Origin of the sequence: Devosia sp. ZB163, assembly GCF_028613635.1 — a bacterium.
Lineage (GTDB): Bacteria > Pseudomonadota > Alphaproteobacteria > Rhizobiales > Devosiaceae > Devosia_A.
This window is the reverse complement of record NZ_JAQRMY010000001.1, coordinates 1424021-1447698: the sequence shown is the minus strand read 5'-3', so window position 1 is coordinate 1447698 and position 23678 is coordinate 1424021. Positions and strand designations below refer to the sequence as shown.

The following is a 23678-nucleotide window of genomic DNA, read 5'->3' as shown; positions in this document are numbered from 1 at the left end:
GATCAGACCACCGCGCTCAGGAGCGGCTCGCCTGCGAAATGCGCGACGATATTGGCAACGACGAGATCGCCCATTTTGTTGCGCGTCTGGTGCGTGGCGCTGCCCTGGTGGGGCGAGAGCACGACGTTGTCGAGTTCGAAGAAAGCCTCGGGCACCTGCGGCTCCTTCTCGAACACGTCGAGCGCCGCACCACCGAGCTGCTTCGATTGCAGAAGTTCCAGCATCGCCGCTTCGTCGATCAGCGTGCCGCGGGCGACGTTGACGATGAAGCCTTCGGGGCCGAGCGCTTCGAGCACTTCGCGCGAGACGATCTTCTCGGTGCCCTTGCCGCCCGGCGCGATGATCACCAGCCAGTCGCTGTCGCGGGCCATGTCGACCAGCTTGTCGTAGAAGACATAGGGCTCGTCGTTCTGGCGCGAGCGGCCGTGGTAGACGACGCGCATGCGCATGGCCTGGCAACGGGTGGCAATCTCCTTGCCGATGCGGCCGAGCCCGAGAATGCCGACGGTCTTGCCGTTGAGCTCGGTGAGCAGCGGGAAGCCGCTGTTCGGCCACTTGCCCTGGCGCACGAACTGGTCGCCCTGCGGAATGCGGCGGGCGAGGCCGATCATCAGCCCGAGGGTCAGCTCGGCGACGGCGTCGTTCAGCACGTTCGGCGTGTTGGTGACGCGGATGTTCCGCTCCTTGGCTGCCCTCGTGTCGATCGAGTCGTAGCCGACGCCGAAGTTGGCGATGATCTCGAGCTTGGGGAGCCGGTCCATCAGCTCGGCCGACACGTTCCCGCCGGCAATGGCGCGCACGCGCCCGGAGACTTCGGCGATCAGCGCGTCCTTGTCCTTGGCCTCGTGCAGCTTGTGTACAGTGAAGCGTTCGGCGAGCGACTTCTCGCACCGATCGAGCAGCTTATGCGTCTGGAGAATCTCTTCCGGCATGGTCCCATCCCTTTTGAGGCAAGGTTGTATGGTAGTTTTGCGCGGGGGTGAAGGCGACGTTGGTGGGAGGGCGCTCCGCAAGCTGGGCACTCGTGCGGAAAACATACCCCCACCCCTGTCCCCTCCCCGCAAGGGGGAGGGAGACCAGAACACCAGCATCAGTGTGGGCGTCTCCTCCCCCCTTGCGGGGGAGGGACAGGGTGGGGGGTATTCTCCCGCACCGGCCCGTCATTCCAGCGCGCAACCCATCGGGAGCAAAGTTGGATCCCTGAAGCGAGCCCCCGCCTCCCTCCCCCTTGAGGGGAGGGATCGAGGGTGGGGGTGATCCGGTGATCACCGATGGACCCCCACCCCCAGCCCCTCCCCTCACGGGGGAGGGGTGCAGAGAGCCGGGCTCTCAATCACGCGAACCCGGCTTGTGGCCTTTCAACAAAAGTGTACCAATGACTGACGAGTGGGATAGGCCGTAAGCCCTTGGGAGTAATGTCCGCAACGCCCTTTGACGAAATGCACAATGCGGACGGTTCGATCCGCGAGCCTTACCTCATTCTGGAAGACTGGCTGAAGGGACAGCCACCCCAAGCGCTCAGCTACATGTCGGCCGACGCCGAGAGCCTGTTCCGGCGTCTTGGCATCACTTTCGCTGTCTATGGCAGCAACGAAGGCACCGAAAAGCTCATCCCGTTCGACATCATCCCGCGCATCATCTCGGCGCTGGAGTGGCGGAAGCTGTCGCGCGGCATCGAGCAGCGCGTGCGGGCGCTCAATGCCTTCCTCTACGACATCTACCACCGCCAGGAGATCCTGAAGGCGGGGCGGGTGCCCGAGAAGCTGATCCTCAACAACTCGGCCTTCTGCCCGCAGATGATGGGGCTCGATCCGGCGCGCGGCATCTACTCGCACATCATCGGCACCGACATCGTGCGCACGGGCCCGGACGACTTCTACGTGCTCGAGGATAACCTCCGCACCCCCTCGGGCGTCAGCTACATGCTCGAGAACCGCGAGGCCATGCTGCAGCTCGCCCCCGAGCTGTTCCAGCGCTACAAGGTAGCGCCGGTCGAGACCTATCCCGAGACGCTGCGGCGCACGATGGAAAGCGTCGCGCCGGGTGGCATCCACGGCTCGCCCAACCTCGTGGTGCTGACGCCGGGCATCCACAACTCGGCCTATTTCGAGCACTCGTTCCTCGCCGACCAGATGGGCGCCATGCTGTGCGAAGGGCAGGACCTCTTCGTCGAGAACGGCAAGGTCTACATGCGCACGACGACGGGCCCCGAACGGGTCGACGTCATCTACCGCCGCATCGACGACGACTTCCTCGATCCCCTCACCTTCCGGCCGGACTCGATGCTTGGCGTGCCGGGCCTGTTCGACGCCTATCGCGCCGGCAACGTCACGCTCGTCAACGCGCCGGGCACCGGCATCGCCGACGACAAGGCGGTCTATGTCTATGTCCCCGAGATCATCGAGTTCTACCTGGGCGAGAAGGCGCTCCTCAAGAACGTGCCGACCTACAACTGCACCAACGACGACGAGCGGGCCTATGTGCTCGAGCACCTCGGCGAACTGGTGGTGAAGGAAGTGCACGGCTCGGGCGGCTACGGCATGCTGGTGGGACCGGCCTCGACCAAGGCGCAGCGCGAGGAGTTCAAGCGACGCATCCTCGCCCGCCCCGACAACTACATCGTCCAGCCGACGCTGGCGCTCTCGACCTGCCCGACCTTCGTCGAAAAGGGCATCGCGCCACGGCACGTCGATCTCAGGCCCTATGTGCTGGTGGGCGACGACGTCCGCATCACCCCGGGCGGCCTCACCCGCGTGGCGCTGAAGCGCGGCTCGCTGGTGGTGAACTCGTCGCAGGGCGGCGGGACCAAGGACACCTGGGTGCTGGAGGATTGAGGATGAAATTTGACCTCGAAACCAGCCCCTTGGTCCCTTCTCCCCTCAGGGGAGAAGGTGGCGCACAGCGCCGGATGAGGGGTGAGGCCTCTCCATACGCGCGCGTTGCACCGCTGAACCCCTCACCCAAGCTCTGCCACGTCGCTTCGCTCCTGGCGTTGCTACCCTCTCCCCTCAGGGGAGAGGGGTCGTTTGCCGCTGATGGGGGGGCAAGCCATGCTCGGTAGAACCGCCCAGAATCTATTCTGGCTTTCCCGATATATCGAGCGGGCCGAGAACATGGCGCGCATGTTCGAGGTCGGCTACCGCATGAGCCTTACCTCGCGGCGCGAAGGCAGTGCGTCCGAGCACCTCCATTCGATGATGCAGGCGGCGGAGGTGGACGAGGGTTTCCACCTCAAGCACAAGCAGGCCGATGTCGGCAGCGTTGCCGACTACATGATCTTCGACGAGGAAAATCCGTCCTCTGTGAAATCGTGCCTGCTCGCGGCGCGTACCAATGCGCGTTCGGTGCGCACGGCGCTCACCACCGAGATGTGGGAGTCGATCAACGCCGCCTGGCTCGAATTCGCCGCCATCCGGCCGCGCGACGTCAACGGCGCCCGGCTCCAGGAGCTGCTGTTCTGGATCAAGCAGGTGAGCCACCGCTATCGCGGCGCCCTGCTCTCGACGTTCCTGCGTGACGAGGGCTATGCCTTCAGCCAGATCGGCAATTTCGTCGAGCGGGCCGACAACACGGCGCGCATCCTCGACATGAAGTACTATGTGCTGCTGCCGCGGGCGACGATGGTGGGTGGCGACGTCGATATTGCGCAGTGGACGATGATCCTGCGCGCCGCCTCGGCGCATCGCAGCTACCGGCACGTCTACCACGACCGCTACAAGGCCTGGAACATCGCCGACTACCTGATCCTCCGCCCCGAGATGCCGCGCTCGCTGATCTTCTGCGTCGACTGGATCAACCGCACGGTCGACATGCTGGAGGACATCTACGGCACCCGCACCAAGGGGCACGACGCCGTCGATGCCGTGGCCGAGCTCCTCGAGGGCACCAGCGTCGACCGCATCTTCGAGTCGGGCCTGCACGACTTCCTGACCGAGTTCATCGACCGCAACAACCGGATCACCGACGCACTGGCCGAAAGCTACAACTTCTACTGATGCAGATCGCCATCCGACATAAGCTGAGCCTCGCATTGGGCCAGGGCATCGCCCGCAGCGTGCAGCACGTGCTGCTGACGCCGCTGACCGGCCCGACGCAGACGGTGCGCGAGTGGAGCATCGACATGCCGGGGATCGGCAAGGCGGCGAGCTTCATCGACGCCTTCGGCAACCGCGCCCACCTCGTGAGCCAGACGCGGCCCGAGGGCGAGCTGACCATCTCGGTCGCCGGCATCGTCGACACGATCGATCGCAACGGGGTCGTCGGGCGCGTGCCGGGCGACATCCCCCCTGCCCTCTACCGGCGGCCGACAGCGCTCACCAAGGCGGCCGGCAGCATTACCAGCAAGTTCCGCTCGACGCCGAAGACCGGGCAGGACCGCATCGCGCTGCTGCACGGGCTGATGGCGCGGGTCGCCGAAGTCGTCGGCGGTGGCGAGCAATCACAATCGCAGGATGGCCAAAGCCAGTCGCAGGCGCAGGCTGCCAAGCCCCCCGCCGCCGACTACGCGCACGCCTTCATCGGCGCGGCCCGCGCACTCGACATCCCGGCCCGCTACGTCACGGGCTACCTCTATGCCGAGGGCGACGAGCCCGCGGCGCTGCACGCCTGGGCGGAAGCCTGGGATGGCGGGCTCGGCTGGATCGGCTTCGATCCCCTCCTCCTCCTCTGCCCCACCGACCGGCATGTGCGGGTGGCGGTCGGCCTCGATGCGGTGACGACGATGCCGGTGCGATCCATTCCCGTGGTGGGCGAACCGCAGGTGCTGTCGATGTCGGTCGAAGCGGCGCAGTAGCCCGGCTCCCCTCTGGGGGGTGGCGGTCCCTCGGTGATCACCGCACCACCCCTCCCTCGATCCCTCCCCTCAAGGGGGAGGGAGGCCGCGCCTAAAGCCCCAGCAGATACAGCCACCCGCTCACCGTCAGCAGGCTCAGCACCGTCGAGATCAGGATACTGTTCGCCGCGATGTGGACGCTGCGATTGTAGTACGTCGCGAAGACGTAGACGTTGATGCCGGCCGGCATGGCGGCGAGCAGCACGCCGTAGCGGGCGAGGTCGTGGTCGATGTTGAGGATCGGCACCATGATCACCCAGGCAATCGCCGGCTGCACGATCAGCTTCAGCAGCGACATGGTGAGCGACTGGCCCCAGCTCTCGCTGAGCTTGTAGTCGTTGAGTGCGCCGCCGAGGCCGAACAGGGCGGCGGGGGTGACGGCGGCGGCCATCATGGTGACGAAGGCTTCGGCCGGCTCGATGAGCTTGACGTTCATCAGGTTGGCCACGGCGCCCAGCGCGATGCCCCAGAGCAGCGGGTTGGCGATGACGCGCATCAGCGCCACGCCCAGCGTCTTGATGAGCGGCGCGCCGTCGCGGCGCAGCAGCTCCATCGTCACCATGCCGGCGGTGATCAGCACGGGAGCATGGAACGCGATGATCGAGAACGCGGTGGCCAGCGCTTCCTCGCCATAGGCGCGCTGCACCACCGGAATGCCGACCAGCACGGTGTTGGTGAACATCGCCGAAAAGCCCGAGGCGACGCTCTCGCCCGGCTTGTTGCGGAACAGCTTCGCCGACAGGATGATGCCGAGGACGAACACCACGACCGCGCCGACATAGAACGGCACGATCACGCCCCCGTTGAACGTCGTCGAGAAGTCCGAGTTCAGCATGGCGTAGAACAAGAGGCACGGCGTCGCGAAGTTGTTCACGAACACCACCAGCCCACGCACGCCTTCCGACGGGAACAGCCTGAGCCGCACGGCGCCGTAGCCCAGCGCAAGCAGGGCGAAGACCGGCAGGATGACGTTGAGAATTGCGAGCATGGGGGGCCAGGCGAGAGAGGCGATCCTGATGCACGGGATGGGCGCGGGGGTCAATGGCGGAGGGGCGTACTGAGAGAGACGGCCCCCTCCCGGCCTCCCCCACAAGGGGGGAGGTGAAGAGTCGAGGCTGTAGCTGGATCATGCCAAGCGCACCGGCGGGGCGCCTCCCCCCTTGTGGGGGAGGACGGGAGGGGGCCGTCTGCCTCGGCCAATACCGAACCCAATCCGAACATTGCGCTATCGAAACGAACATCGCTCGCGTATAGACGAACTGCATCCAGGGGGATGGTTTGGACGCGCTGACGCCGAGACAGGACGACATCATGGCGCTCGCCCGGCAGCACGGGCGGGTCGATGTCGATACGCTCGCCATCCAGTTCGCGGTGACGCCGCAGACCATTCGCAAGGACCTCAACGAGCTCTGCGAGCGCAAGCTCCTCAACCGCCTCCACGGGGGCGCGGCCTATCCGTCCGGGGTCACCAACTATGCCTACGAGGCGCGCCGGCACCTCGCCGCCGAGGGCAAGCGCCGCATCGGGCTGAGGGCCGCCGAGCTCATCCCCGACAATGCTTCCCTGGTCCTCAACATCGGCACCACGACCGAGCAGGTGGCGATGGCGCTGCGCCGTCATACGGGCCTGATGGTCGTCACCAACAACATCAACGTCGCCAATATCCTGCGCGAGGCGGCGAGCAGCGAAGTGGTGATCGCGGGCGGGGTGGTGCGGCATGCCGATGGCGGCGTGGTCGGAGAGGCGGCGGTGGATTTCATCCGGCAGTTCCGCGTCGATTACGCAGTGATTGGCGCCTCCGCCATCGACGAGGACGGCACCCTGCTCGACTACGACTTCCGCGAGGTGAAGGTCGCCCAGGCGATCATCGAGACTGCGCGCACCACCATCCTCGTTGCCGACAGCATGAAGCTCACGCGCACCGCACCGGTCCGCATCGGCCACCTCGACCAGATCGACGTGCTCGTCACCGACGAGCCGCCCCCTCCATCCATCGCCGCGATCTGCGCCGCCGCCGGCGTGCGGATCGAGATTGCCTCCTCCCAGGGACCACTGCCGTCATGACCACGACTGATACTGCACCCGTCGATATCTTCGTCATCGGCGGCGGGGTGAACGGCACCGGCATCGCGCGCGATGCGATCGGGCGCGGGCACACTGTCACCCTGGCCGAGATGAACGATCTCGCCTCGGGCACGTCGTCGGCCGCGACCAAGCTGGTGCATGGAGGCCTGCGCTATCTCGAGCACTACGAGTTCCGGCTGGTGCGCGAGGCGCTGATCGAGCGCGAGGTGCTGTGGGCCTCGGCGCCGCACATCATCTGGCCGCTGCGCTTCGTCTTGCCCTACGAGAAGAACCTGCGGCCCGCCTGGCTGCTGCGGATCGGGTTGTTCCTCTACGACCATCTCGGCGGGCGGAAGCTCCTGCCGGCCACCAAGACCCTCGACCTGACGCAGGACGAGGCCGGCAAGCCGCTGAAGCCGGGGCACACGGTCGCCTTCGAGTATTCCGACGGCTGGGTCGACGACGCACGCCTCGTGGTGCTCAACGCCCGCGACGCCGCCGATCGCGGCGCCACCGTTCTCGTGCGCACCAGGGTCGTCGATGCGCGCCGCGAAGACGGCCTGTGGACCATCACGACCGAGGACGAGAAAGGCCGGCGCAGTACCACCCGCGCGCGCCTCCTCGTCAATGCCGGCGGGCCATGGGTGGACCGCGTTCTCGCGCAGGCCCTCGGCCGCACCGACACGCACAATGTCCGCCTCGTCAAAGGCAGCCACATCGTCGTCAACAAGCTCTTCGACCACGACCGCTGCTACTTCTTCCAGAACTCGGACGGCCGGATCTTCTTCGCCATTCCCTACGAGGGCGATTTCACCCTGATCGGGACCACCGACCAGGACTTCCAGGGCGACCCGGCCAATGTGAAGATCAGCGAGGAGGAGACCGACTACCTGCTCGCCGCCGCCAACGAGTATTTCGCCAGGCGCGTCACCCGCAGCGACATCGTCTGGACCTATTCGGGCGTGCGGCCCCTGTTCGACGACGGCGCCAGCGCCGCGCAGGAAGCGACGCGCGACTACGTGCTGAAGACCGAGGGCGGCAAGGGCGATGCGCCGCTGATCAACGTCTTCGGCGGCAAGCTCACCACCCACCGGCGTTTGAGCGAGCAGGTGGTGGACAAGATCGACGGGTTGATCGGCGCCAAGGGCCCGCGCTGGACCAGGACCGGCACCCTGCCCGGCGGTGACTTCGCGCCCACGGCCTTCGCCGCGACGCTGCGCAGCCACATGGCGAAGTATCCGCGGCTCGGCCAGCCGGTGCTGCGCCGCATGACGCGCGCCTACGGCACGCTGGTGCCGAAGATCCTCGGCAGCGGCCAGGAGGCCGGCGACTTCGGCGCCCTGTTCGGGGGCACGCTGACCCAGGTGGAGGTCGACTACCTGATGGATCGTGAATGGGCCCGAACCGCCGACGACGTGCTATGGCGTCGAAGCAAGCAGGGCCTCAGATTCACTGAAGACGAAAAGGCGGAACTGGCCGGCTACATGGCCAGGCGCCTTGAGGAAACAGACTTGGGGGAAACAACGTGAGCGGAAACATCCTCGCCATCGACCAGGGCACGACTTCGAGCCGGGCGATCGTGTTCGACGGGCACCAGAAGATCGCCGGCCTCGGCAAGATGGAGTTCACCCAGCACTTCCCGCAGGACGGCTGGGTCGAGCACGTGCCCGAGGAGATCTGGGCCACCTCGCTATGGTCGGCGAAGACCGCGCTGAAGAAGGCCGGCCTCGACGCGAGGCAGATCGCGGCCATCGGCATCACCAACCAGCGCGAGACGACGATCGTCTGGGACCGCGCCACCGGCAAGGCGATCCACAATGCCATCGTCTGGCAGGACCGGCGCACGGCGAGCCTGTGCGAAAAGCTCAAGAAGGCCGGCCACGAGCCGATGATCACCAGGAAGACCGGCCTGCTGCTCGACCCCTATTTCACCGCCACCAAGCTCGCCTGGATCCTCGATAACGTGTCGGGTGCACGCAAGCGCGCGGAAAAGGGCGAACTCGCCTTCGGCACGGTGGACAGCTACCTGATCTGGCGGCTCACGGGCGGCAAGAGCCACGCCACCGACATCACCAATGCCAGCCGCACGCTGCTGCTCAACATCAAGACCGGCGAGTGGGACGACGAGCTCCTGAAGCTCTTCCGCATTCCGCGCGCCATCCTGCCCGAAGTGAAGGACAATGCCGACGATTTCGGCATGACCGATCCCGAAATCCTCGGCGCCGCGATCCCCATCTACGGCGCGGCCGGCGACCAGCAGGCAGCGACCATCGGGCAGGCCTGCTTCACGCCGGGCATGCTGAAATCGACCTACGGCACGGGCTGCTTCGCGCTGCTCAACACGGGCACCGATCTCGTGCGCTCGAAGAACCGTCTGCTGACCACCATCGCCTACCGGCTCGACGGGCAGACGACCTATGCGCTCGAAGGCGCGATCTTCATCGCGGGCGCCTCCATCCAGTGGATGCGCGACATGCTGAAGATCTTCGAGAAGAGCTCGGACGCCGGGGCGCTCGCCGCCAAGGCCGATCCGACGCAGAACGTCTACCTGGTGCCGGCCTTTGTCGGCCTCGGTGCGCCGTGGTGGGATTCAGCCGCGCGCGGCTCGCTCACCGGCCTCACCCGCAACACCGGCCCCGCGGAACTGGCACGTGCCGCGCTCGAATCCGTCAGCTACCAGACGCGCGATCTCGTCGATGCCATGCGCAAGGACTGGAAGGGCGCGAGCGACACCGTGCTGCGCGTCGATGGCGGCATGGTCGCCTCGGACTGGACCATGCAGTTCCTCGCCGACATCCTCAACACGCCCGTCGACCGGCCGACCATCCTCGAGACCACCGCTCTGGGCGCCGCCTGGCTCGCGGGCTACAAGGCCGGCGTCTGGCCCGACCAGCAGGGCTTCGCCGAACGCTGGGCGCTGGACCGCCAGTTCAACCCGCGCATGGACGACGCGACCCGCACCCGCAAGCTCAAAGGCTGGCGTGAAGCGGTGAAGCGGACGCTGAGCGCGTCCTGACCTCATAGGTCAGCGCGGAAAGAATATCCCCACCCCTGTCCCCTCCCCTTGCTGCAAGCGCAGGCGCAAGTGGAACGAAAGCCCGTGAGCGCACGTCACCTCCCCCCTTGCGGGGGAGGGACAGGGTGGGGGTGGCTGCGTGCACCGCCGCGTGTGGGGAAGGCGCCTAGAACCAGGCCGAGACCGGTCCGCCCGCAACGAACGCCCAGTACACCCGGTACCTGCTCTTCCGATCTCCCGGCACAGTCGCCACGGCCAGCCCGAACTCCTCGAACTTGGTCGAGAGCAGCGTGCTGCGGTGGGCGGGGGAGTCGAGCCAGCCGGCGATGGCCTGGTCGAGCGTTTTCTGGCCGCCGGCGACGTTCTCGCCTACGGCGCCGTCGTAGCCCGCCTTGTCGGTACGCTGGCGCAGGGTCGTGCCGAGGTTGTGCGAGAGCGTGTCCTTACTGGCCATCAGGTTGGCCTGCGCGCGTGCCGCCGACTCGAGCTTTGCGTTGTAGCGCAGCGGCGGCTTGCCGTTGGCGGCGCGGGCCGCATTGATGGCCTCGAGGATGCCGCCCTGTGTCAGCTCGACGGGCGCCATGGCGGCGCGGCCGGGACTGGGGGCGGGTTGGACGACTGAGCTGCAGGCCGCAAGAAACGGCAGGAGGGCGAAAGCAAGAAGAGCGCGGCGTACAAGCATAAGGCAGGGATTCCGGAACGAGGACGCCGGCTAGAGCACGCTAAACATGGCAGGGCGATGACCCCGGCATGGTTCGACTGCGGCGCTTGTTGCAGGCCCGACCAGACTACACGGCATTTGAACCTAATTAAGCATGATTTTGCATGGCGCTGGCGGGTTTCCGCGGACGCGCGCACGCTCGCCTTGCAGTTGGGGGGCGCGCATCATGTTCGACCAGGAATTCGACCGCTTCGACGTCCGCGCCATCACCCCGCGCGAACTGGCGCAGCACCTCAGCCATGCCCGCAACATGCTCGTCGCCGCCACTGCGGCGTCACTGAGCATCCTTGGCGCCAGCGCGTTCTTCGTCAGCCTCTGGCTCTAGCGGCGCCCCTGCCCCGGCCTTGAGCGCCAGCGGCACCAGCACGGCAAAGACCAGCACCGCCACTGCCCAGCCCCAGTCCCGATAGGCGCCGGCCAGCCAGGCCAGCGGCAGCAGCACGATCACATCGACCGCGATGTAGAGCAGCGTCACCTTGAGGTGCGAGCCGAACCGGCGCTGCAACGCCTGGTAGGCGTGGCGCTTGTGCGCTTCCCAGACCCGCTCGCGCCGCACGATGCGGCGGATGAGCGTGGTGAGGCTGTCGACAAGGAACAGCGCCGCGAGGATCAGCCACTGCCACACGGTGAGCCAGAAGCTGGCAATCGTGGTGAGGGCGAAGAAGGCCGTCATCAGCCCCAGATACGTGCTGCCGGCGTCGCCCATGAAGATCCTGGCGGGCGGCCAGTTGAGCAGCAGGAAGCCGGCGCAGGCGGCAGCGAGGCCGAGCATCCACCACAGGCGCGGATCGTTCGCCACTGCCGGCTCGAAGGCGAAGGCAACCAGCGCGCCGCCGGCGAGGAGGAAGATCGCCTCCGAGGCGGCAAGGCCGTCGATGCCATCCATGAAGTTGTAGAGGTTGATCCAGAGGGCAGCCGGAATGGTCAGCATCAGGATCAGCACGGACTCGGGCACGGGCACGCCCAGTTGCGCCGTGAGCACGTCGAGCGGCAGCACGGTGACGATGGCGCCCATCAGGATGATCTGCGCCGCGAGCCGCCAGCGCGCCGAGATCGGGTGCTTGTCGTCGTAGTAGCCGATGAGTGCGATCAGCACGCCGGCCATGATCACCGGCACGCCGAGGAAGGGCAGGAGGAGCACGCTGAGCAGCCCTGCCAGCGATCCGCCGACGACGATCCCCACCCCCCCGCCGCCCGGGGTCGGGCGCGTGTGCGACGAGCGCGCGTTCACCTCCTGCATCAGCCCGAAGCGCGCAGCCCGGTGCAGGATGTAGGAGGCGACGAGGAACGAGGCGACAGCCGCGATGGCGGCAAGGATGAGGCCGAGAGTGGGCATCATGGCTCCGGGTATGGGAGCCTAGCGTTAGCGGGGGCGGCGGGCGCGCTCAAGTCCCAACCAACGGCGAGTGGGGGCGGGTCTCGCTGATCCCCGCCCCTGCACCTCGATCAGCCCGCGAACAGCTGGAGGCCACCGTCAACGCGCAGCAGCTGGCCGTGGATGAACTTGGCTTCGGGCGAGCACAGGAACACCACCGCATCGGCGATTTCCTCGGGCTCGGCGTAGCGGTCCATCGAGACCTTGTTGGAGTTCATCTTGTCGGGGTCGACCGTGCGGGTCGCCTGGAAGCGGGCTGTCTTGGCGGGGCCCGGGCTCACCGCGTTGACGCGCACGCCGTGCTCGCGGACTTCGTCGGCGAGGCAGCGGGTGTAGTGCGTCACGGCGGCCTTCAGCGTCGCATAGATGCCGCCGCCGGAGACGCCGATCTGCGCGGCGACCGAGGAGATGTTGACCACGATGCCGTGCTGGCGCTCGACCATCTGCGGCACGAAGGCCTGCGTCACCAGCATGGTGCCGATGAGGTTGTTGTTGGTCAGCGTGATCAGGTCCTCGTAGGTGATGCCGAGGATGTTGTTGGGCACGGGCTTGCCGCCCGCCGCGCCGATATCGCCGCCGGCGCAGTTGACGAGGATCTCGACCGGGCCGAACTTCTCCTCGATCTCCTTGCGCATGGCAGCGACCGCGTCGCGGTCGCCGATATTGCCGGTGACGCCCATCGAGCGCACGCCCATGCCTTCGATCGTCTTGATCATGGCGCCGAGATTGTCGGCCTCGCCATACTTGGCCGTCGCGTCCCACGTCAGGTCGTGCACGACGACGTCGGCGCCGCGCGCCGCGAGCTTCTTTGCCATGACGCTGCCGAGGCCCCGGCCGGAGCCGGTCACGAAAGCGATTTTACCTGAAAGATCCTTAGCCACAGCAGGCCTCCAATTCACATAAGTCCAAGGGCCTTGAGGTTCGCGGCGCTCTTCCGGTACTGCCCAAGTTCGTAGTCGATGAGTTCGTGGTCGGCATTGCGCTGCCACGGCGTGCGCCATTCCTCGCCCGGCTCGAACCGGTTCTTCTGCAGGGCCAGAAGGCAGGCGGCGAGGTCCTCGGCCTGCTTGGGCGGGTAGCCGTGCCACCAGTCCGAGGTGTAGAGCTTGACGTGCCGGTCATCGAGCGCACCGATCTCGATGCAGGCGACCATCTCGTCATTGTGCTGGGCGAGGATGTCGAACATCTGCTTGTGCGGCACGCAGCCGTCGCCCGACGGGCAGCGCACGAGGCGGAAGCCATCGGGCTCGATCACCGCGCGATAGTCCTTCACGTGGCAGTGCCGCACGTAGGGCGCGATCACGCGGGTGAAATCGAGCGGCGACTCGGCCACCGGGAAGGTGTTCGCCATGTCGAAGACGATGCGGACATGCTGCCCGTAATCCTCGCAGAGGCCGACCAGTTCGCGGGACGTGAAATCCTGGTGGTTCTCGATCAGCAGCACGACATCGGCGGCCTCGAGCTTGGGCACCGCCGCCTCGAGCTTGTGGTTCACCGAGGCGACCAGCTCGTGCCAGCGCGGCCCGGCCGCGGCGCGATCACCGCAGAGGATCGGCGTCAGCGCGACACGGATGTACCTGGCGTCCAGCGCCTTGGCGCAGCGGATCAACAGGTCCATGTCGCCGTGCTGCAGGCCCGAGCTCACGACGCGCTTCCAGCCAAGGTCATCGAGACGTTGCCGGAGCGAGGCGAGTTCGGCGTCGGACAGGTCCTTGAGCCAGCCGTCCCACAGCTCGATGGCCTTGCCGCCGAGCTCCTGCGTCAGCCGGATGAAGCCCTCGAGCCCCGCGCCGTTGGGGTTGTGCCGGGGCGTGCCCACGCCCTGCAGGCCGAGATAGTAGGTTAGCCCGTAAGGGTTGAGCCCAGTCGTCAGTTTCATGAGGTCACCAGGATCCTAGCCGCGCGCGCAGTCTCGTTCCCGCCGAGGCGGGACATTCTGTTTGCCGGATTCTGCGCGAAAAGGCACTATGTCCCGACAACTACCGCCTCCGGTTTCTTTTGATCCCTTCGTAGCCTCGCGCACTGAGGCGGATTGTCCTCATCCGGCCTTCAGGGGTTGAACGTGACGGCCGGCTCGACCAGTGTCGCCCCTCCCCCACCAACGGAGTCGGCACATGACCATCGCGATCATCTCAGGGACGGGATTTCTGGGTACGGCCACAGCCCGTCGCCTGCGTGAGCGCGGGGCTGATGTGCTGGTGGTGGCGCGCGGCAAGAGCCCCGTCGCCCTCCCAGACGGCGTCAAGTTCGAGAAGGCCGACCGCATGGACTCGGCGCGCATCGCCGAGCTGCTCAAGGCCAACGGCGTCACCGCCGTCATCGACATCTTCGCGCTCAGCCTGAAGAACTCCGAGCCGGTGATCGAGGCCGCGGCCAAGGCCGGCGCGCGCTACATCCTCGTGAGCTCGACCGACGTCTATTCCAACTACGGGGGCCTCTTGAAAAAGGAAGCGCCGCCGGTCCGCCCCGATCCCGCGACCGAGGATTCCCCGCTGCGCGCCCTGCGCTATCCCTATCGCGGCAACCCGCGCCGGCCGCAGGGCGTCGAGGACGACCTGTTCGAGAACTACGACAAGATCCCGATCGAGGAATACGCCCTCGCCCACGGCGCGCCCGAGGCGACGGTCATGCGCCTCCCCATGATCTTCGGGCCCGATGACAAGCAGCACCGCTTCGGCTGGGCCATCAAGGGCGCGAAGAAGGGCGAACCGTTCCGACTCGACCGCCGCGGGGCCGGCTGGCTCAACTCCTACGCCTATATCGACGACGTCGCCGAGGCGCTGACGCTGGCGGCCCTCTCCCCGGAGGCGGCCGGCCGGGTCTACAACGTGGCGCAGCCGTTCGTCCGCACCCAGGCCGACTGGGCCCGCACCATCCTCACGCTGATGGGCCTCGACAGCGAGATCGTCCTGGTCGATCCGGCCGACAACGGCGTCCTCGCCGACCGCGCGGACTCCAGCGACCTCGCCTACCCGCTCACCCTCGACTCCCAGCGCATCCGGGCCGAGCTGGGCTACAGCGAGATCGTGCCGGAAGAGCAGGCGCTGCGCCGCACCATCGAGTGGGAACTCAGCCAGGGGTAAGGCCAGTTCGGCGCGTGCCGAGAAATGGGTCCCCGGGTCAAGCCCGGGGATGATGGCGTTCCGTTGCCGGCCGTGTTCGCTGACCTCGCCCGTTGCCACCGTCGTCCGGGCCTGCCCCGCGGACCCATGGGATGGCGCGGCAAGCACCAGCCCCTCCCGCTGCCATTCCCACTGCCGCGACAATGGAATCCGTTGACTCCTTCTCCGGCTAATTTAGTGTCACTAAAATCGCGGGGTCGTTCGTGCCAGTATTGAAGTTTGAGAAGCGTTCCGAGGCCGATCCGGCTGCACCGATCGATCCGAGTCTCGGCTCGCGGTTGAAGGATCGCCGCAAGGCGCTGGGCAAGACCCAGCAGCAGGTCGCCGACGAGGCCAACCTCACCATCGGCTTCATCTCCCAGATCGAACGCGGCATCTCCACGCCGTCGCTGGCCTCGCTCTACAACCTGGCCAAGGCGCTCGAGACCAGCGTCGACCAGTTCGTTTCAACGGCCCCGGCCCGGCAGCACAGCGTCGTCAGCCATTCGGGCCAGCGCCAGACCTACAAGGTCGGCGGCACCTCGCGCTATTACGAGTTCCTCGAGCGCGGCTTCCCCGAGGCGCAGCTCAACGCCTGCCTCTCGCACGTGCCGCCCGGCCACGAGTCCGAGATGATGAGCCACGAGGGCGAGGACCTGATCTTCCTCGTGAAGGGCGAGATGCTCTACGAGGTCGATGGCGTCGAATACCGGCTGGGTCCCGGCGACACGCTCCATTTCGACAGCCGCAAGCCGCACCGCGGGACCAATATCGGCACCGACGAGGCGCTCGAACTCTGGGTCGGCACCATGAGGCTGTTCCCCGAATGAGCGTGATCGATCCCGCCATTGCCGCAAAGCTCAAGGCCGCGCTCGCCGCCGGGCCCTCCGAGCTGTTCGCCGTGCTGTCGGCCTTGTTCACGGCCGTCCCCGGCGTCCGCACCGCGACCTTCATCGCAACGGCGCCCGACAAGACCGTCACGCACCGCATCGGCACGTCCAACCCGGTCGACTTCCCCGTGGGCAATGTCGATCCGGTGGGCGATGACGTCTGGAACAACACCATCCTGGGGCAGATGAAGCCTGTCATCGGCGACAGTGTCGCCGGCATGGCCGCCTTCCTGCCCGAGACCGACGGGCTCGTCGCCATGGGCTATGGCGCCTGCTCGTGCTTCCCCATCGTAATCGCCGGCGAAACGCGCGGCGTCGTGGCGCTGCTGGGCGATGCCGGCATCTTCACGCCGGCGGTCCTCGCCGAGATCGACACCCTTCTACCCATCGCTGCGCTGACTTTCACCTTCCAGGGGATCAGTAAGCTCCCCCACGGGATCAGCGAGAGATGACGACTGCGACTGCCGGCGGCCTCCGCCGGACGACTTCAACCAGGGAGACTGTCATGCGTTTGTTCAAGACGCTTATGGCGGTCGCCGTCGGCGCGGTGATGACCGCGTCCGGCGCGATTGCCGAAACACCTAAGAATACCCTCGTCATCGCCGACGCGATCGACGACATCATCACGCTCGATCCGGCCGAAGTGTCGGAAGTCGGCGGCGTGCTCGCCAGCCAGCAGATCTACCAGCCGCTGGTCAGCTTCGATCCGGCCGATCCGACCAAGATCACCGGCGTCCTCGCCGAAAGCTGGACGGTGTCGGAAGACGGCAAGACCTTCACCTTCAAGATGAACCCGAACGCCAAGTTCGCCTCGGGCAATCCGGTGACGGCAGCCGACGCCGAATACTCGCTGCAGCGCGTCATCCTGCTCGACAGCCGCATCTCGTTCATCCTGACCCAGTTCGGCCTGAACAAGGACAACGTGGCGGAGAACATCAAGGCGATCGACCCGCAGACCCTGCAGCTCGTCGTCGACCAGAAGTACGCCCCGAGCTTCGTGCTCTACGTGCTCTCGTCCTTCACCGGCGGCATCGTCGACTCGGCCATCGTCAAGCAGCACGAAGGCAAGACCGAAGCCGGCACCAACGACTACGGCAACGCCTGGCTGAAGTCCGAGAACTCGGCTGGTTCGGGCCCGTATGTGCTGACCAAGTGGGATCCGAAGGTTTCGATCCTGCTCTCGCGCAACGAGAACTACTGGGGCACCGCTCCGGGCGTCGATCGCGTCTTCCTGCAGCACATGCCGGAATCGGCGACGCAGCGTCTCGCGCTCGAAAAGGGTGACATCGACATTGCCAACAAGCTCGGCCCCGATGACATCGGCGCCCTTGCCGGCAATGCCGACATCCAGGTGCAGGAGGGCGTTTCCTCCACGATGTACTATTTCGGCCTCAACGTTCGCAACGAAGCGCTGAGCAACCCGAAGGTCGTGGAAGCCATCAAGTACGGCGTCGACTACCAGGGCATCGCCGACACCATCGGCAAGGGCACCATCAAGGTGCACCAGACCATGATCCCGGACGGGTTCCTGGGCGGTGGCATCGACTACAACCCCTACTCGCTCGATATCGAGAAGGCCAAGGCGCTGATCGCCGAGTCCGGCGTTGCGACGCCGATCAAGCTCGAGACCGTCGTCTGGAACGTGCCGCCCTACCCCGATTACGCTCAGGCCGTGCAGGCCACGCTGAGCCAGATCGGCGTCGACCTCGACCTGCAGGTCGTCGACGGCGGCCCTTGGCTCGACCGCTATCGCTCGCACGATCTCGACGTCTGGTTCGGCCTCTGGGGTCCGGACTATCCCGATCCGCACTCCAACGCCAAGGCGTTCGGCAACCATGATCCGTCGGATCCCGATGGCACCAAGGGCAACCTCGCCGACCGCTTCGGCTGGAACTCGGGCAAGGTCTCCGAGCTCGTGAACCAGGCCGTTCAGGAGCAGGACGTCGACAAGCGCAAGGCGCTCTACGACGAAGCCCAGCGCCTGCACACGGACACCTCGCCGTTCGTGTTCATGTTCCAGGACAGCCGCAAGGTCGCCATGCGCTCCGACGTCAAGGGCGTCGTCCTCGGCATCACCTTCTCGGACGACCGCTACGGCGGCGTGACGAAGGAATAATACTGAGGCCGGCGGTTCGCCGCCGGCGTCCCCTGCCTTCTCCCCTTGTGGGAGAAGGTGGCGCGAAGCGCCGGATGAGGGGTCCCGCAACCCTAGGGTTGCGCGCACGGAGCGAACGCGACGGGCGACCAGTACGTGGAGAGAACCCCTCATCCGCCCTTCGGGCACCTTCTCCCACAAGGGGAGAAGGCGACGCCCGAAGCAATGAAGTCAAAGGCCTGCATCGCTTGAGTGCAATGAACCGCTCGCTCCGCCTGTTCATCGATATCGCCTCCTGGCTGCTCAGCGTCGCAATCACGCTGGTCGGCCTTGCCGCGCTCACCTTCTTCATCGGCCGCGTGCTGCCGATTGATCCGGTGCTGTCGATCGTCGGCGAGAAGGCGACGCCGGAGGTCTACCAGAAGGTCTATCTCGAGCTGGGGCTCGACAAGCCGCTCTGGCAGCAGTTCATCGAATACCTGGGCAAGCTCCTGCGCGGCGACTTCGGGACATCCTTCTCGACCTCGCGCCCGGTGCTTACCGACCTCGTCAATTTCTTCCCCGCGACGCTCGAGCTCGCCACCATCGGCCTCGTCATCGGCGTGGTGCTGGGCGTGCCGATGGGCGTCGCCTCGGCCTACTGGCATGAGAAGTGGCCCGACCACGTGCTGCGCGTCATCGGGCTCGTCGGCTACTCCGTGCCGATCTTCTGGCTCGGCCTCGTCGGGCTGTTCGTCTTCTATTACCTGCTCGACTGGGTGTCGGGACCGGGCCAGCTCGATGTGTTCTACGTCGGCGTGGTCGATCGCGTCACCGGCTCGATCCTCATCGACAGCGCCCTCGCCGGCGAGTGGGAGATTTTCGCCAATGCCGTCAGCCACATGATCCTGCCGGCGTTGCTGCTCGGCTATTACAGCCTCGCCTACATTTCCCGCATGACGCGCTCGGTGATGCTGGACCAGCTGAGCCGCGAGTTTGTGCTCACCGCCCGCCTCAAGGGCGCGAGCGAGTTCCGCGTCGTCGCCGGACACGCGCTGCGCAATGCCGCGATCCCGCTCGTGACGGTGATCGCGCTAAGCTATGGCGGGCTGCTCGAGGGCTCGGTGCTGGTCGAGACGATCTTCTCGTGGCCCGGCATCGGCAACTACATCTATTCCTCGCTGTTCGCGGCCGACATGAACGCCGTGCTTGGCGGCACGCTGCTCGTCGGCATCGTGTTCGTCCTGCTCAACATGCTGAGCGACGTGCTCTATCGCGTCCTCGACCCCAGATCCCGGGAGCTCCGTCGATGAGCACCACCGAAATCGCGGCCGATCCGCGCCACGCCGTCCGTGCCGCCCGCTGGGCCGAGTTCAAGCTTTTTGCGCGCCGCTTCATGCGCAACCCGCTCGGCGTCGCCGGACTGGTGATCGTGCTGCTGCTGCTGTTCGCGGCGGCCTTCGCACCCTGGCTCGCGACGCACGATCCGTACCTCCCCAATCTCACCTCCCGCCTTGCCGCCCCCAGTGCCGAATACTGGTTCGGCGCCGATGAGCTCGGCCGCGACATCTATTCGCGCCTGATCTACGGCTCGCGCCTGACGCTCTTGATCGTCGCTCTAGTCATCGTCACCTCGGCGCCGGTGGGGCTCATCATCGGCGCGGTCTCCGGCACGGTCGGCGGCTGGGTCGATGCGGTGTTCATGCGCATCACCGACATCTTCCTCGCGGTTCCGAAGCTGCTGCTGGCACTCGCGTTCGTCGCGGCGCTCGGGCCCGGGATCGTCAACGCGGCGCTCGCCATCACGCTCACCGCCTGGCCGCCCTATGCGCGCCTCGCCCGCGCCGAGGCACTGGTCGTCCGCAACTCGGACTACGTCAACGCAGCGCGCCTCGCCGGCGCCAGCGAGTTCCGCATCATCGTCTTCCACGTCATCCCGATGTGCCTGAGCTCGGTCATCGTGCGCATGACCTTCGACATGGCGGGCATCATCCTCACCGCCGCCGGCCTCGGCTTCATCGGGCTGGGCGCGCAACCGCCGCTGCCCGAGTGGGGCGCGATGATCTCCACCGGCCGCAAGTTCATCTTTGACCAGTGGTGGATCGCCACCATCCCGGGCGCCGCGATCTTCATCGTCTCGCTCGGCTTCAACCTGCTCGGCGACGCGCTGCGCGACCTGCTCGACCCGCACCTGAGGCAGCGCAAATGAGCAACCTCGTCGAGATCGAGAACCTCCACGTCGCCTTCCGCAACGACGAAGGCGGCTACAACGATGCCGTACGCGGCGTCTCCCTCACGCTCGGGCGCGAGAAGCTCGGCATCGTCGGCGAGAGCGGCTCGGGCAAGAGCCTCACCGGCCGCTCGCTGCTCGGCGTGCTGCCGCCCTATGCCAGGGTCAGCGTCGACCGCATGAGCTTTGACGGCATCGACCTCAAGGCCGCCTCCCCTCGCCTGCGTCGGTCGCTCCGCGGCGGGCGCATGGGGATGATCCTCCAGGACCCCAAGTTCTCGCTCAACCCGGTGATGACCGTGGGCAAGCAGATCGTCGAGGCCATCCGCATCGGCGACCGCAAGGTCGGCCATCGCGAGGCGCGCGCCCGCGCCATCGCCGTGCTGGAGTCCGTCCACATCCGCGACCCCGAGAGCGTGTTCAACCTCTATCCGCACGAGTTGTCGGGCGGCATGGGCCAGCGCGTCATGATCGGCATGATGGTGGTACGCGAACCGGACCTGCTCATCGCGGACGAACCCACCTCGGCGCTCGACGTCACCGTGCGGACCCAGGTGCTCTCGATTCTCGACGAGCTGGTCGCGCGCCGCGGCATGGGGCTGATCTTCATCAGCCACGACCTCAACCTCGTATCGAAGTTCTGCGACAGGGTGATCGTCATGTATGCCGGCCGCATCGTCGAGACGATCGAGGCAAGCCGGTTGAGCGAGGCGCAGCACCCCTACACGCGGGGATTACTTTCGTGTCTCCCCCATATCAACGGCTCGCTCGAGCCCCTGCCGGTGCTGAATCGGCAAGCCAGCTGGGCGGAGGCCTGAACGCATGCTGGAAGTTCATGACCTCAACGTAGACTTTTCGGGGAAGATCGCCGTGCGAAACACCGGACTTACAGTCCGGTCCGGCGAGAGTTTCGGCCTCGTCGGCGAGTCCGGATCGGGCAAATCGACCATCCTGCGCACCGTCATGGGCCTCAACGGCTCATGGTCCGGCACCATCAAGGTCGACGGCCTCGACATCAGAAAAACGCCGCGAAAGCAGCTCGCCCGCGTCGTCCAGATGGTGTTCCAGGACCCCTACTCCTCGCTGCACCCGCGCTACGTCATCGGCCAGCAGGTCGCAGAACCCATGCGAATCAACGGCTTACCGAACCCGGAGCGGCGCACGGCCGAACTCCTCGAGCTCGTCGGCCTCGGCGGCCTCAAGTTCCAGTTCCGCTTCCCGCACGAGCTTTCCGGCGGCCAGCGCCAGCGCGTCGCCATCGCCCGCGCCCTCGCTCTCTCGCCGAAACTCCTCCTCCTCGACGAGCCGACCAGCGCCCTCGACGTCTCAATCCAGGCCGAAATCCTCAACCTTCTCAACCGCTTGCGGAAAGAGCTCGGCCTCACCTTCGTCATCGTCAGCCACGACCTCGCGGTCATCAGCTACATGTGCGAACGCCTCATGGTCATGCGCAACGCCCAGCCGGTGGAAACCCTGACCCGCGACCAACTCCGCGCCGGCGAAATCGCCAACGACTACACCCGCACCCTCATCGCCGCGGCCTAGCAGCCCCCGCAAGCGTGCCGGCGTCGATAGGTTTTCGCAGGTGGGGGAATGGTGCTGCAAGAGAGGATTGAACTCTCGACCTCTCCCTTACCAAGGGAGTGCTCTACCACTGAGCTACTGCAGCAGACGCGGCGGGTCGGGGGCGGGGCCCCGGCGGCGTGGCGGGTTAGTGCCACAGGGTGCGCGGTCACGCAAGGCCAAAAAACGTGCGAGGGAAACACTGCATCCCGGCTGCGCCGGTGGTAGATGTGCAACGCCCCGCCCCGATCATGGCGGGCGATGGAGATGAGCTTGTCGCAAACCGATCGCGAGCAAAGATTGGCCGCAAAGCTCCGGGAAAACCTCAAGCGCCGCAAGGAGCAGGCCCGGGCACGGGCGGCAACGGGCGGTAAAGAGAAGTCTGATACTCAATCTTCCGGCAGCGGCGCCGGGCAGGCGCCGCCGAACCGGGATAGTGACTCGGATCGTTAGGGCACTGGGGCCGCACGGCCCATAGTCGGGGCAAGAATCATGGATCGCATCCGTCTGGTCGGCGGCAACGAGCTGCGCGGCGAAATTCCGATCTCGGGCGCCAAGAATGCGGCGCTTCCGCTGATGATCGCGTCGCTCCTGACCAAGGACCCGCTGGTGCTCGAGAACGTGCCGCGGCTCGCCGACGTCAACCAGCTCGAGAAGATCCTCGAGAACCATGGCGTCGACATTGCCGTGCATGGCCGGCGCGCGGCGACGCTCGAAGGCCAGCGCATGACGCTCGAGGCAGCCGAGATCGTCGATACCACGGCGCCCTACGAGCTGGTCTCGACCATGCGGGCGAGCTTCTGGGTCATCGGGCCACTGCTGGCACGGGCGCATGAGGCGCGCGTGTCGCTGCCGGGCGGCTGCGCCATCGGCACGCGGCCGGTGGATCTTTTCCTCACGGGGCTCAAGGAGCTCGGGGCCGAGATCGATATCGACGAGGGCTACGTCGTCGCCCGGGCGCCCAAGGGGGGACTGCGCGGCGGCCACGTCGTGTTCCCCAAGGTCACGGTGGGCGCGACGCACGTGCTGATGATGGCGGCGACGCTGGCGAGGGGCACGACGGTCATCGAGAATGCGGCGACGGAGCCCGAAGTGACAGACGTGGCCGAGTGCCTCGTCAAGATGGGCGCCAGGATCGACGGCATTGGCACCCGAACGCTGACCATCGAGGGTGTCGACGAATTGCACGGCGCGACCCATACGGTGGTGGCCGACCGCATCGAGGCCGGGACATACGCCATGGCGACAGCGATGGCCGGCGGCGAGGTGCTGCTGAAGAACGCGCGGCCCGAGCACCTCCAGGCAGCGCTCGACACGCTCGGCGCGGCCGGCGTGCGCGTCACGCCCGAGGCGAGGGGCATCCGCATCCATCGCAACGGCAACGGCATCCAGGCGGTGAACGCCGAGACGCAGCCTTTCCCGGGCTTCCCGACGGACCTACAGGCCCAGTTCATGGCGCTTATGACGATGGCCAACGGCACTTCGCAGATCCGCGAGACGATCTTCGAGAACCGCTACATGCATGTGGCCGAACTCGCCCGCTTCGGCGCCGACATCAAGGTCGACGGCCAGGTGGCGACGGTCACAGGCGTGCCGCGGCTCAAGGGCGCTCAGGTGATGGCGACAGACCTGCGCGCCTCGGTGTCACTGGTGATCGCGGGACTGGCGGCCAAGGGCGAGACGGTGGTCAACCGGATCTACCACCTCGATCGCGGCTTCGAGCGGCTCGAGGACAAGCTGAGCGCGGTGGGCGCAGAGATCGAGCGGGTCACGGGGTGATCTTCACCAATGTGGGGCGATGTGGCGCGAGCTG

Annotated in this window: 22 protein-coding genes and 1 tRNA gene; 16 read left to right on the top strand and 7 right to left on the bottom strand. The window is 66.5% G+C overall.

Annotated elements, in window-relative coordinates:
* Positions 1–2: 2 nt before the first annotated feature.
* Positions 3–932 (bottom strand): 2-hydroxyacid dehydrogenase, encoded by a 930-nt coding sequence (locus tag PRN20_RS07325; protein WP_273956580.1) that lies wholly within the window; start codon positions 930–932, stop codon positions 3–5.
* Between the two features lie 483 nt (positions 933–1415).
* Here PRN20_RS07325 and PRN20_RS07320 point away from each other — a divergent pair, with 483 nt between their 5' ends.
* The 3 genes from PRN20_RS07320 to PRN20_RS07310 all read left to right on the top strand — a co-directional run bounded on the left by PRN20_RS07320 (position 1416) and on the right by PRN20_RS07310 (position 4792).
* Positions 1416–2834 carry a circularly permuted type 2 ATP-grasp protein gene (locus tag PRN20_RS07320; protein ID WP_273956579.1) on the top strand — a complete coding sequence of 473 codons (1419 nt, stop codon included), beginning with the start codon at positions 1416–1418 and terminating at the stop codon, positions 2832–2834.
* 216 nt (positions 2835–3050) lie between these two features.
* The gene (locus tag PRN20_RS07315) at positions 3051–3995 is read left to right on the top strand and encodes an alpha-E domain-containing protein (RefSeq protein ID WP_273956578.1); all 945 of its coding nucleotides are present in this window, start codon (positions 3051–3053) and stop codon (positions 3993–3995) included.
* Positions 3995–4792: a transglutaminase family protein gene (locus PRN20_RS07310; protein ID WP_273956577.1), complete on the top strand. Its 798-nt coding sequence runs from the start codon at positions 3995–3997 to the stop codon at positions 4790–4792. Before PRN20_RS07315 ends, PRN20_RS07310 begins: the two co-directional genes overlap by 1 nt.
* Before the next feature lie 91 nt (positions 4793–4883).
* Here PRN20_RS07310 and PRN20_RS07305 read toward each other — a convergent pair whose 3' ends face one another.
* Positions 4884–5819, bottom strand: coding sequence for an AEC family transporter (locus PRN20_RS07305; protein WP_273956576.1), 936 nt, complete (start codon positions 5817–5819; stop codon positions 4884–4886).
* A gap of 290 nt (positions 5820–6109) precedes the next feature.
* On the opposite strand from PRN20_RS07305, the gene PRN20_RS07300 reads away from it, so the two are divergent.
* Genes PRN20_RS07300 through glpK form a run of 3 tightly spaced genes read left to right on the top strand, consistent with a single transcriptional unit; the run spans position 6110 to position 9911 of the window.
* Complete coding sequence (locus PRN20_RS07300; protein WP_273956575.1) at positions 6110–6895, top strand: DeoR/GlpR family DNA-binding transcription regulator; 786 nt, start codon at positions 6110–6112, stop codon at positions 6893–6895.
* Positions 6892–8424 (top strand): glycerol-3-phosphate dehydrogenase, encoded by a 1533-nt coding sequence (glpD, locus tag PRN20_RS07295; RefSeq protein ID WP_273956574.1) that lies wholly within the window; start codon positions 6892–6894, stop codon positions 8422–8424. Before PRN20_RS07300 ends, glpD begins: the two co-directional genes overlap by 4 nt.
* Complete coding sequence (gene glpK, locus PRN20_RS07290; protein WP_273956573.1) at positions 8421–9911, top strand: glycerol kinase GlpK; 1491 nt, start codon at positions 8421–8423, stop codon at positions 9909–9911. Before glpD ends, glpK begins: the two co-directional genes overlap by 4 nt.
* Positions 9912–10077: 166 nt before the next feature.
* Here glpK and PRN20_RS07285 read toward each other — a convergent pair whose 3' ends face one another.
* The gene (locus PRN20_RS07285; RefSeq protein WP_273956572.1) at positions 10078–10494 is read right to left on the bottom strand and encodes a CAP domain-containing protein; all 417 of its coding nucleotides are present in this window, start codon (positions 10492–10494) and stop codon (positions 10078–10080) included.
* Between the two features lie 304 nt (positions 10495–10798).
* Between PRN20_RS07285 and PRN20_RS07280 the strand changes: the two genes are divergently transcribed.
* Positions 10799–10957, top strand: a complete 159-nt coding sequence (locus tag PRN20_RS07280; RefSeq protein WP_273956571.1) for a hypothetical protein — start codon at positions 10799–10801, stop codon at positions 10955–10957.
* Here the strand turns inward: PRN20_RS07280 and PRN20_RS07275 are convergent.
* The 3 genes from PRN20_RS07275 to PRN20_RS07265 all read right to left on the bottom strand — a co-directional run bounded on the left by PRN20_RS07275 (position 10907) and on the right by PRN20_RS07265 (position 13886).
* Complete coding sequence (locus PRN20_RS07275) at positions 10907–11971, bottom strand: hypothetical protein (protein ID WP_273956570.1); 1065 nt, start codon at positions 11969–11971, stop codon at positions 10907–10909. The two genes, PRN20_RS07280 and PRN20_RS07275, sit on opposite strands and share 51 nt — an antisense overlap.
* A 107-nt stretch (positions 11972–12078) precedes the next feature.
* The gene (locus tag PRN20_RS07270) at positions 12079–12888 is read right to left on the bottom strand and encodes an SDR family NAD(P)-dependent oxidoreductase (RefSeq protein WP_273956569.1); all 810 of its coding nucleotides are present in this window, start codon (positions 12886–12888) and stop codon (positions 12079–12081) included.
* A 14-nt stretch (positions 12889–12902) separates the two neighbouring features.
* A complete protein-coding gene (locus PRN20_RS07265) occupies positions 12903–13886 on the bottom strand; it encodes a sugar phosphate isomerase/epimerase family protein (protein WP_273956568.1) in 984 nt (327 codons plus the stop codon).
* 235 nt (positions 13887–14121) lie between these two features.
* On the opposite strand from PRN20_RS07265, the gene PRN20_RS07260 reads away from it, so the two are divergent.
* From PRN20_RS07260 to PRN20_RS07225, 8 genes are all read left to right on the top strand, one after another.
* Entirely contained in the window at positions 14122–15090 is a 969-nt protein-coding gene (locus PRN20_RS07260) for an NAD-dependent epimerase/dehydratase family protein (protein ID WP_273956567.1), read from the top strand.
* A 242-nt stretch (positions 15091–15332) separates the two neighbouring features.
* Positions 15333–15938, top strand: a complete 606-nt coding sequence (locus PRN20_RS07255; RefSeq protein WP_273956566.1) for a helix-turn-helix domain-containing protein — start codon at positions 15333–15335, stop codon at positions 15936–15938.
* A complete protein-coding gene (locus PRN20_RS07250) occupies positions 15935–16450 on the top strand; it encodes a hypothetical protein (protein ID WP_273956565.1) in 516 nt (171 codons plus the stop codon). The genes PRN20_RS07255 and PRN20_RS07250 overlap by 4 nt, the downstream gene beginning before the upstream one ends.
* Positions 16451–16503: 53 nt before the next feature.
* Complete coding sequence (locus tag PRN20_RS07245; protein ID WP_273956564.1) at positions 16504–18114, top strand: ABC transporter substrate-binding protein; 1611 nt, start codon at positions 16504–16506, stop codon at positions 18112–18114.
* A gap of 236 nt (positions 18115–18350) precedes the next feature.
* Positions 18351–19385, top strand: coding sequence for an ABC transporter permease (locus PRN20_RS07240; protein WP_273956563.1), 1035 nt, complete (start codon positions 18351–18353; stop codon positions 19383–19385).
* Positions 19382–20281 (top strand): nickel transporter permease, encoded by a 900-nt coding sequence (gene nikC, locus PRN20_RS07235; protein ID WP_273956562.1) that lies wholly within the window; start codon positions 19382–19384, stop codon positions 20279–20281. The genes PRN20_RS07240 and nikC overlap by 4 nt, the downstream gene beginning before the upstream one ends.
* Positions 20278–21120, top strand: a complete 843-nt coding sequence (locus tag PRN20_RS07230; RefSeq protein WP_273956561.1) for an ABC transporter ATP-binding protein — start codon at positions 20278–20280, stop codon at positions 21118–21120. The genes nikC and PRN20_RS07230 overlap by 4 nt, the downstream gene beginning before the upstream one ends.
* A gap of 4 nt (positions 21121–21124) precedes the next feature.
* Positions 21125–21847 carry an ABC transporter ATP-binding protein gene (locus PRN20_RS07225; protein WP_273956560.1) on the top strand — a complete coding sequence of 241 codons (723 nt, stop codon included), beginning with the start codon at positions 21125–21127 and terminating at the stop codon, positions 21845–21847.
* Positions 21848–21896: 49 nt separating this feature from the next.
* On the opposite strand, the gene PRN20_RS07220 is transcribed toward PRN20_RS07225, so the two are convergent.
* Positions 21897–21971 (bottom strand) — tRNA-Thr (locus PRN20_RS07220).
* A gap of 386 nt (positions 21972–22357) precedes the next feature.
* On the opposite strand from PRN20_RS07220, the gene murA reads away from it, so the two are divergent.
* Complete coding sequence (gene murA, locus PRN20_RS07215; RefSeq protein ID WP_273956559.1) at positions 22358–23644, top strand: UDP-N-acetylglucosamine 1-carboxyvinyltransferase; 1287 nt, start codon at positions 22358–22360, stop codon at positions 23642–23644.
* The last annotated feature ends 34 nt before the right edge of the window (positions 23645–23678 follow it).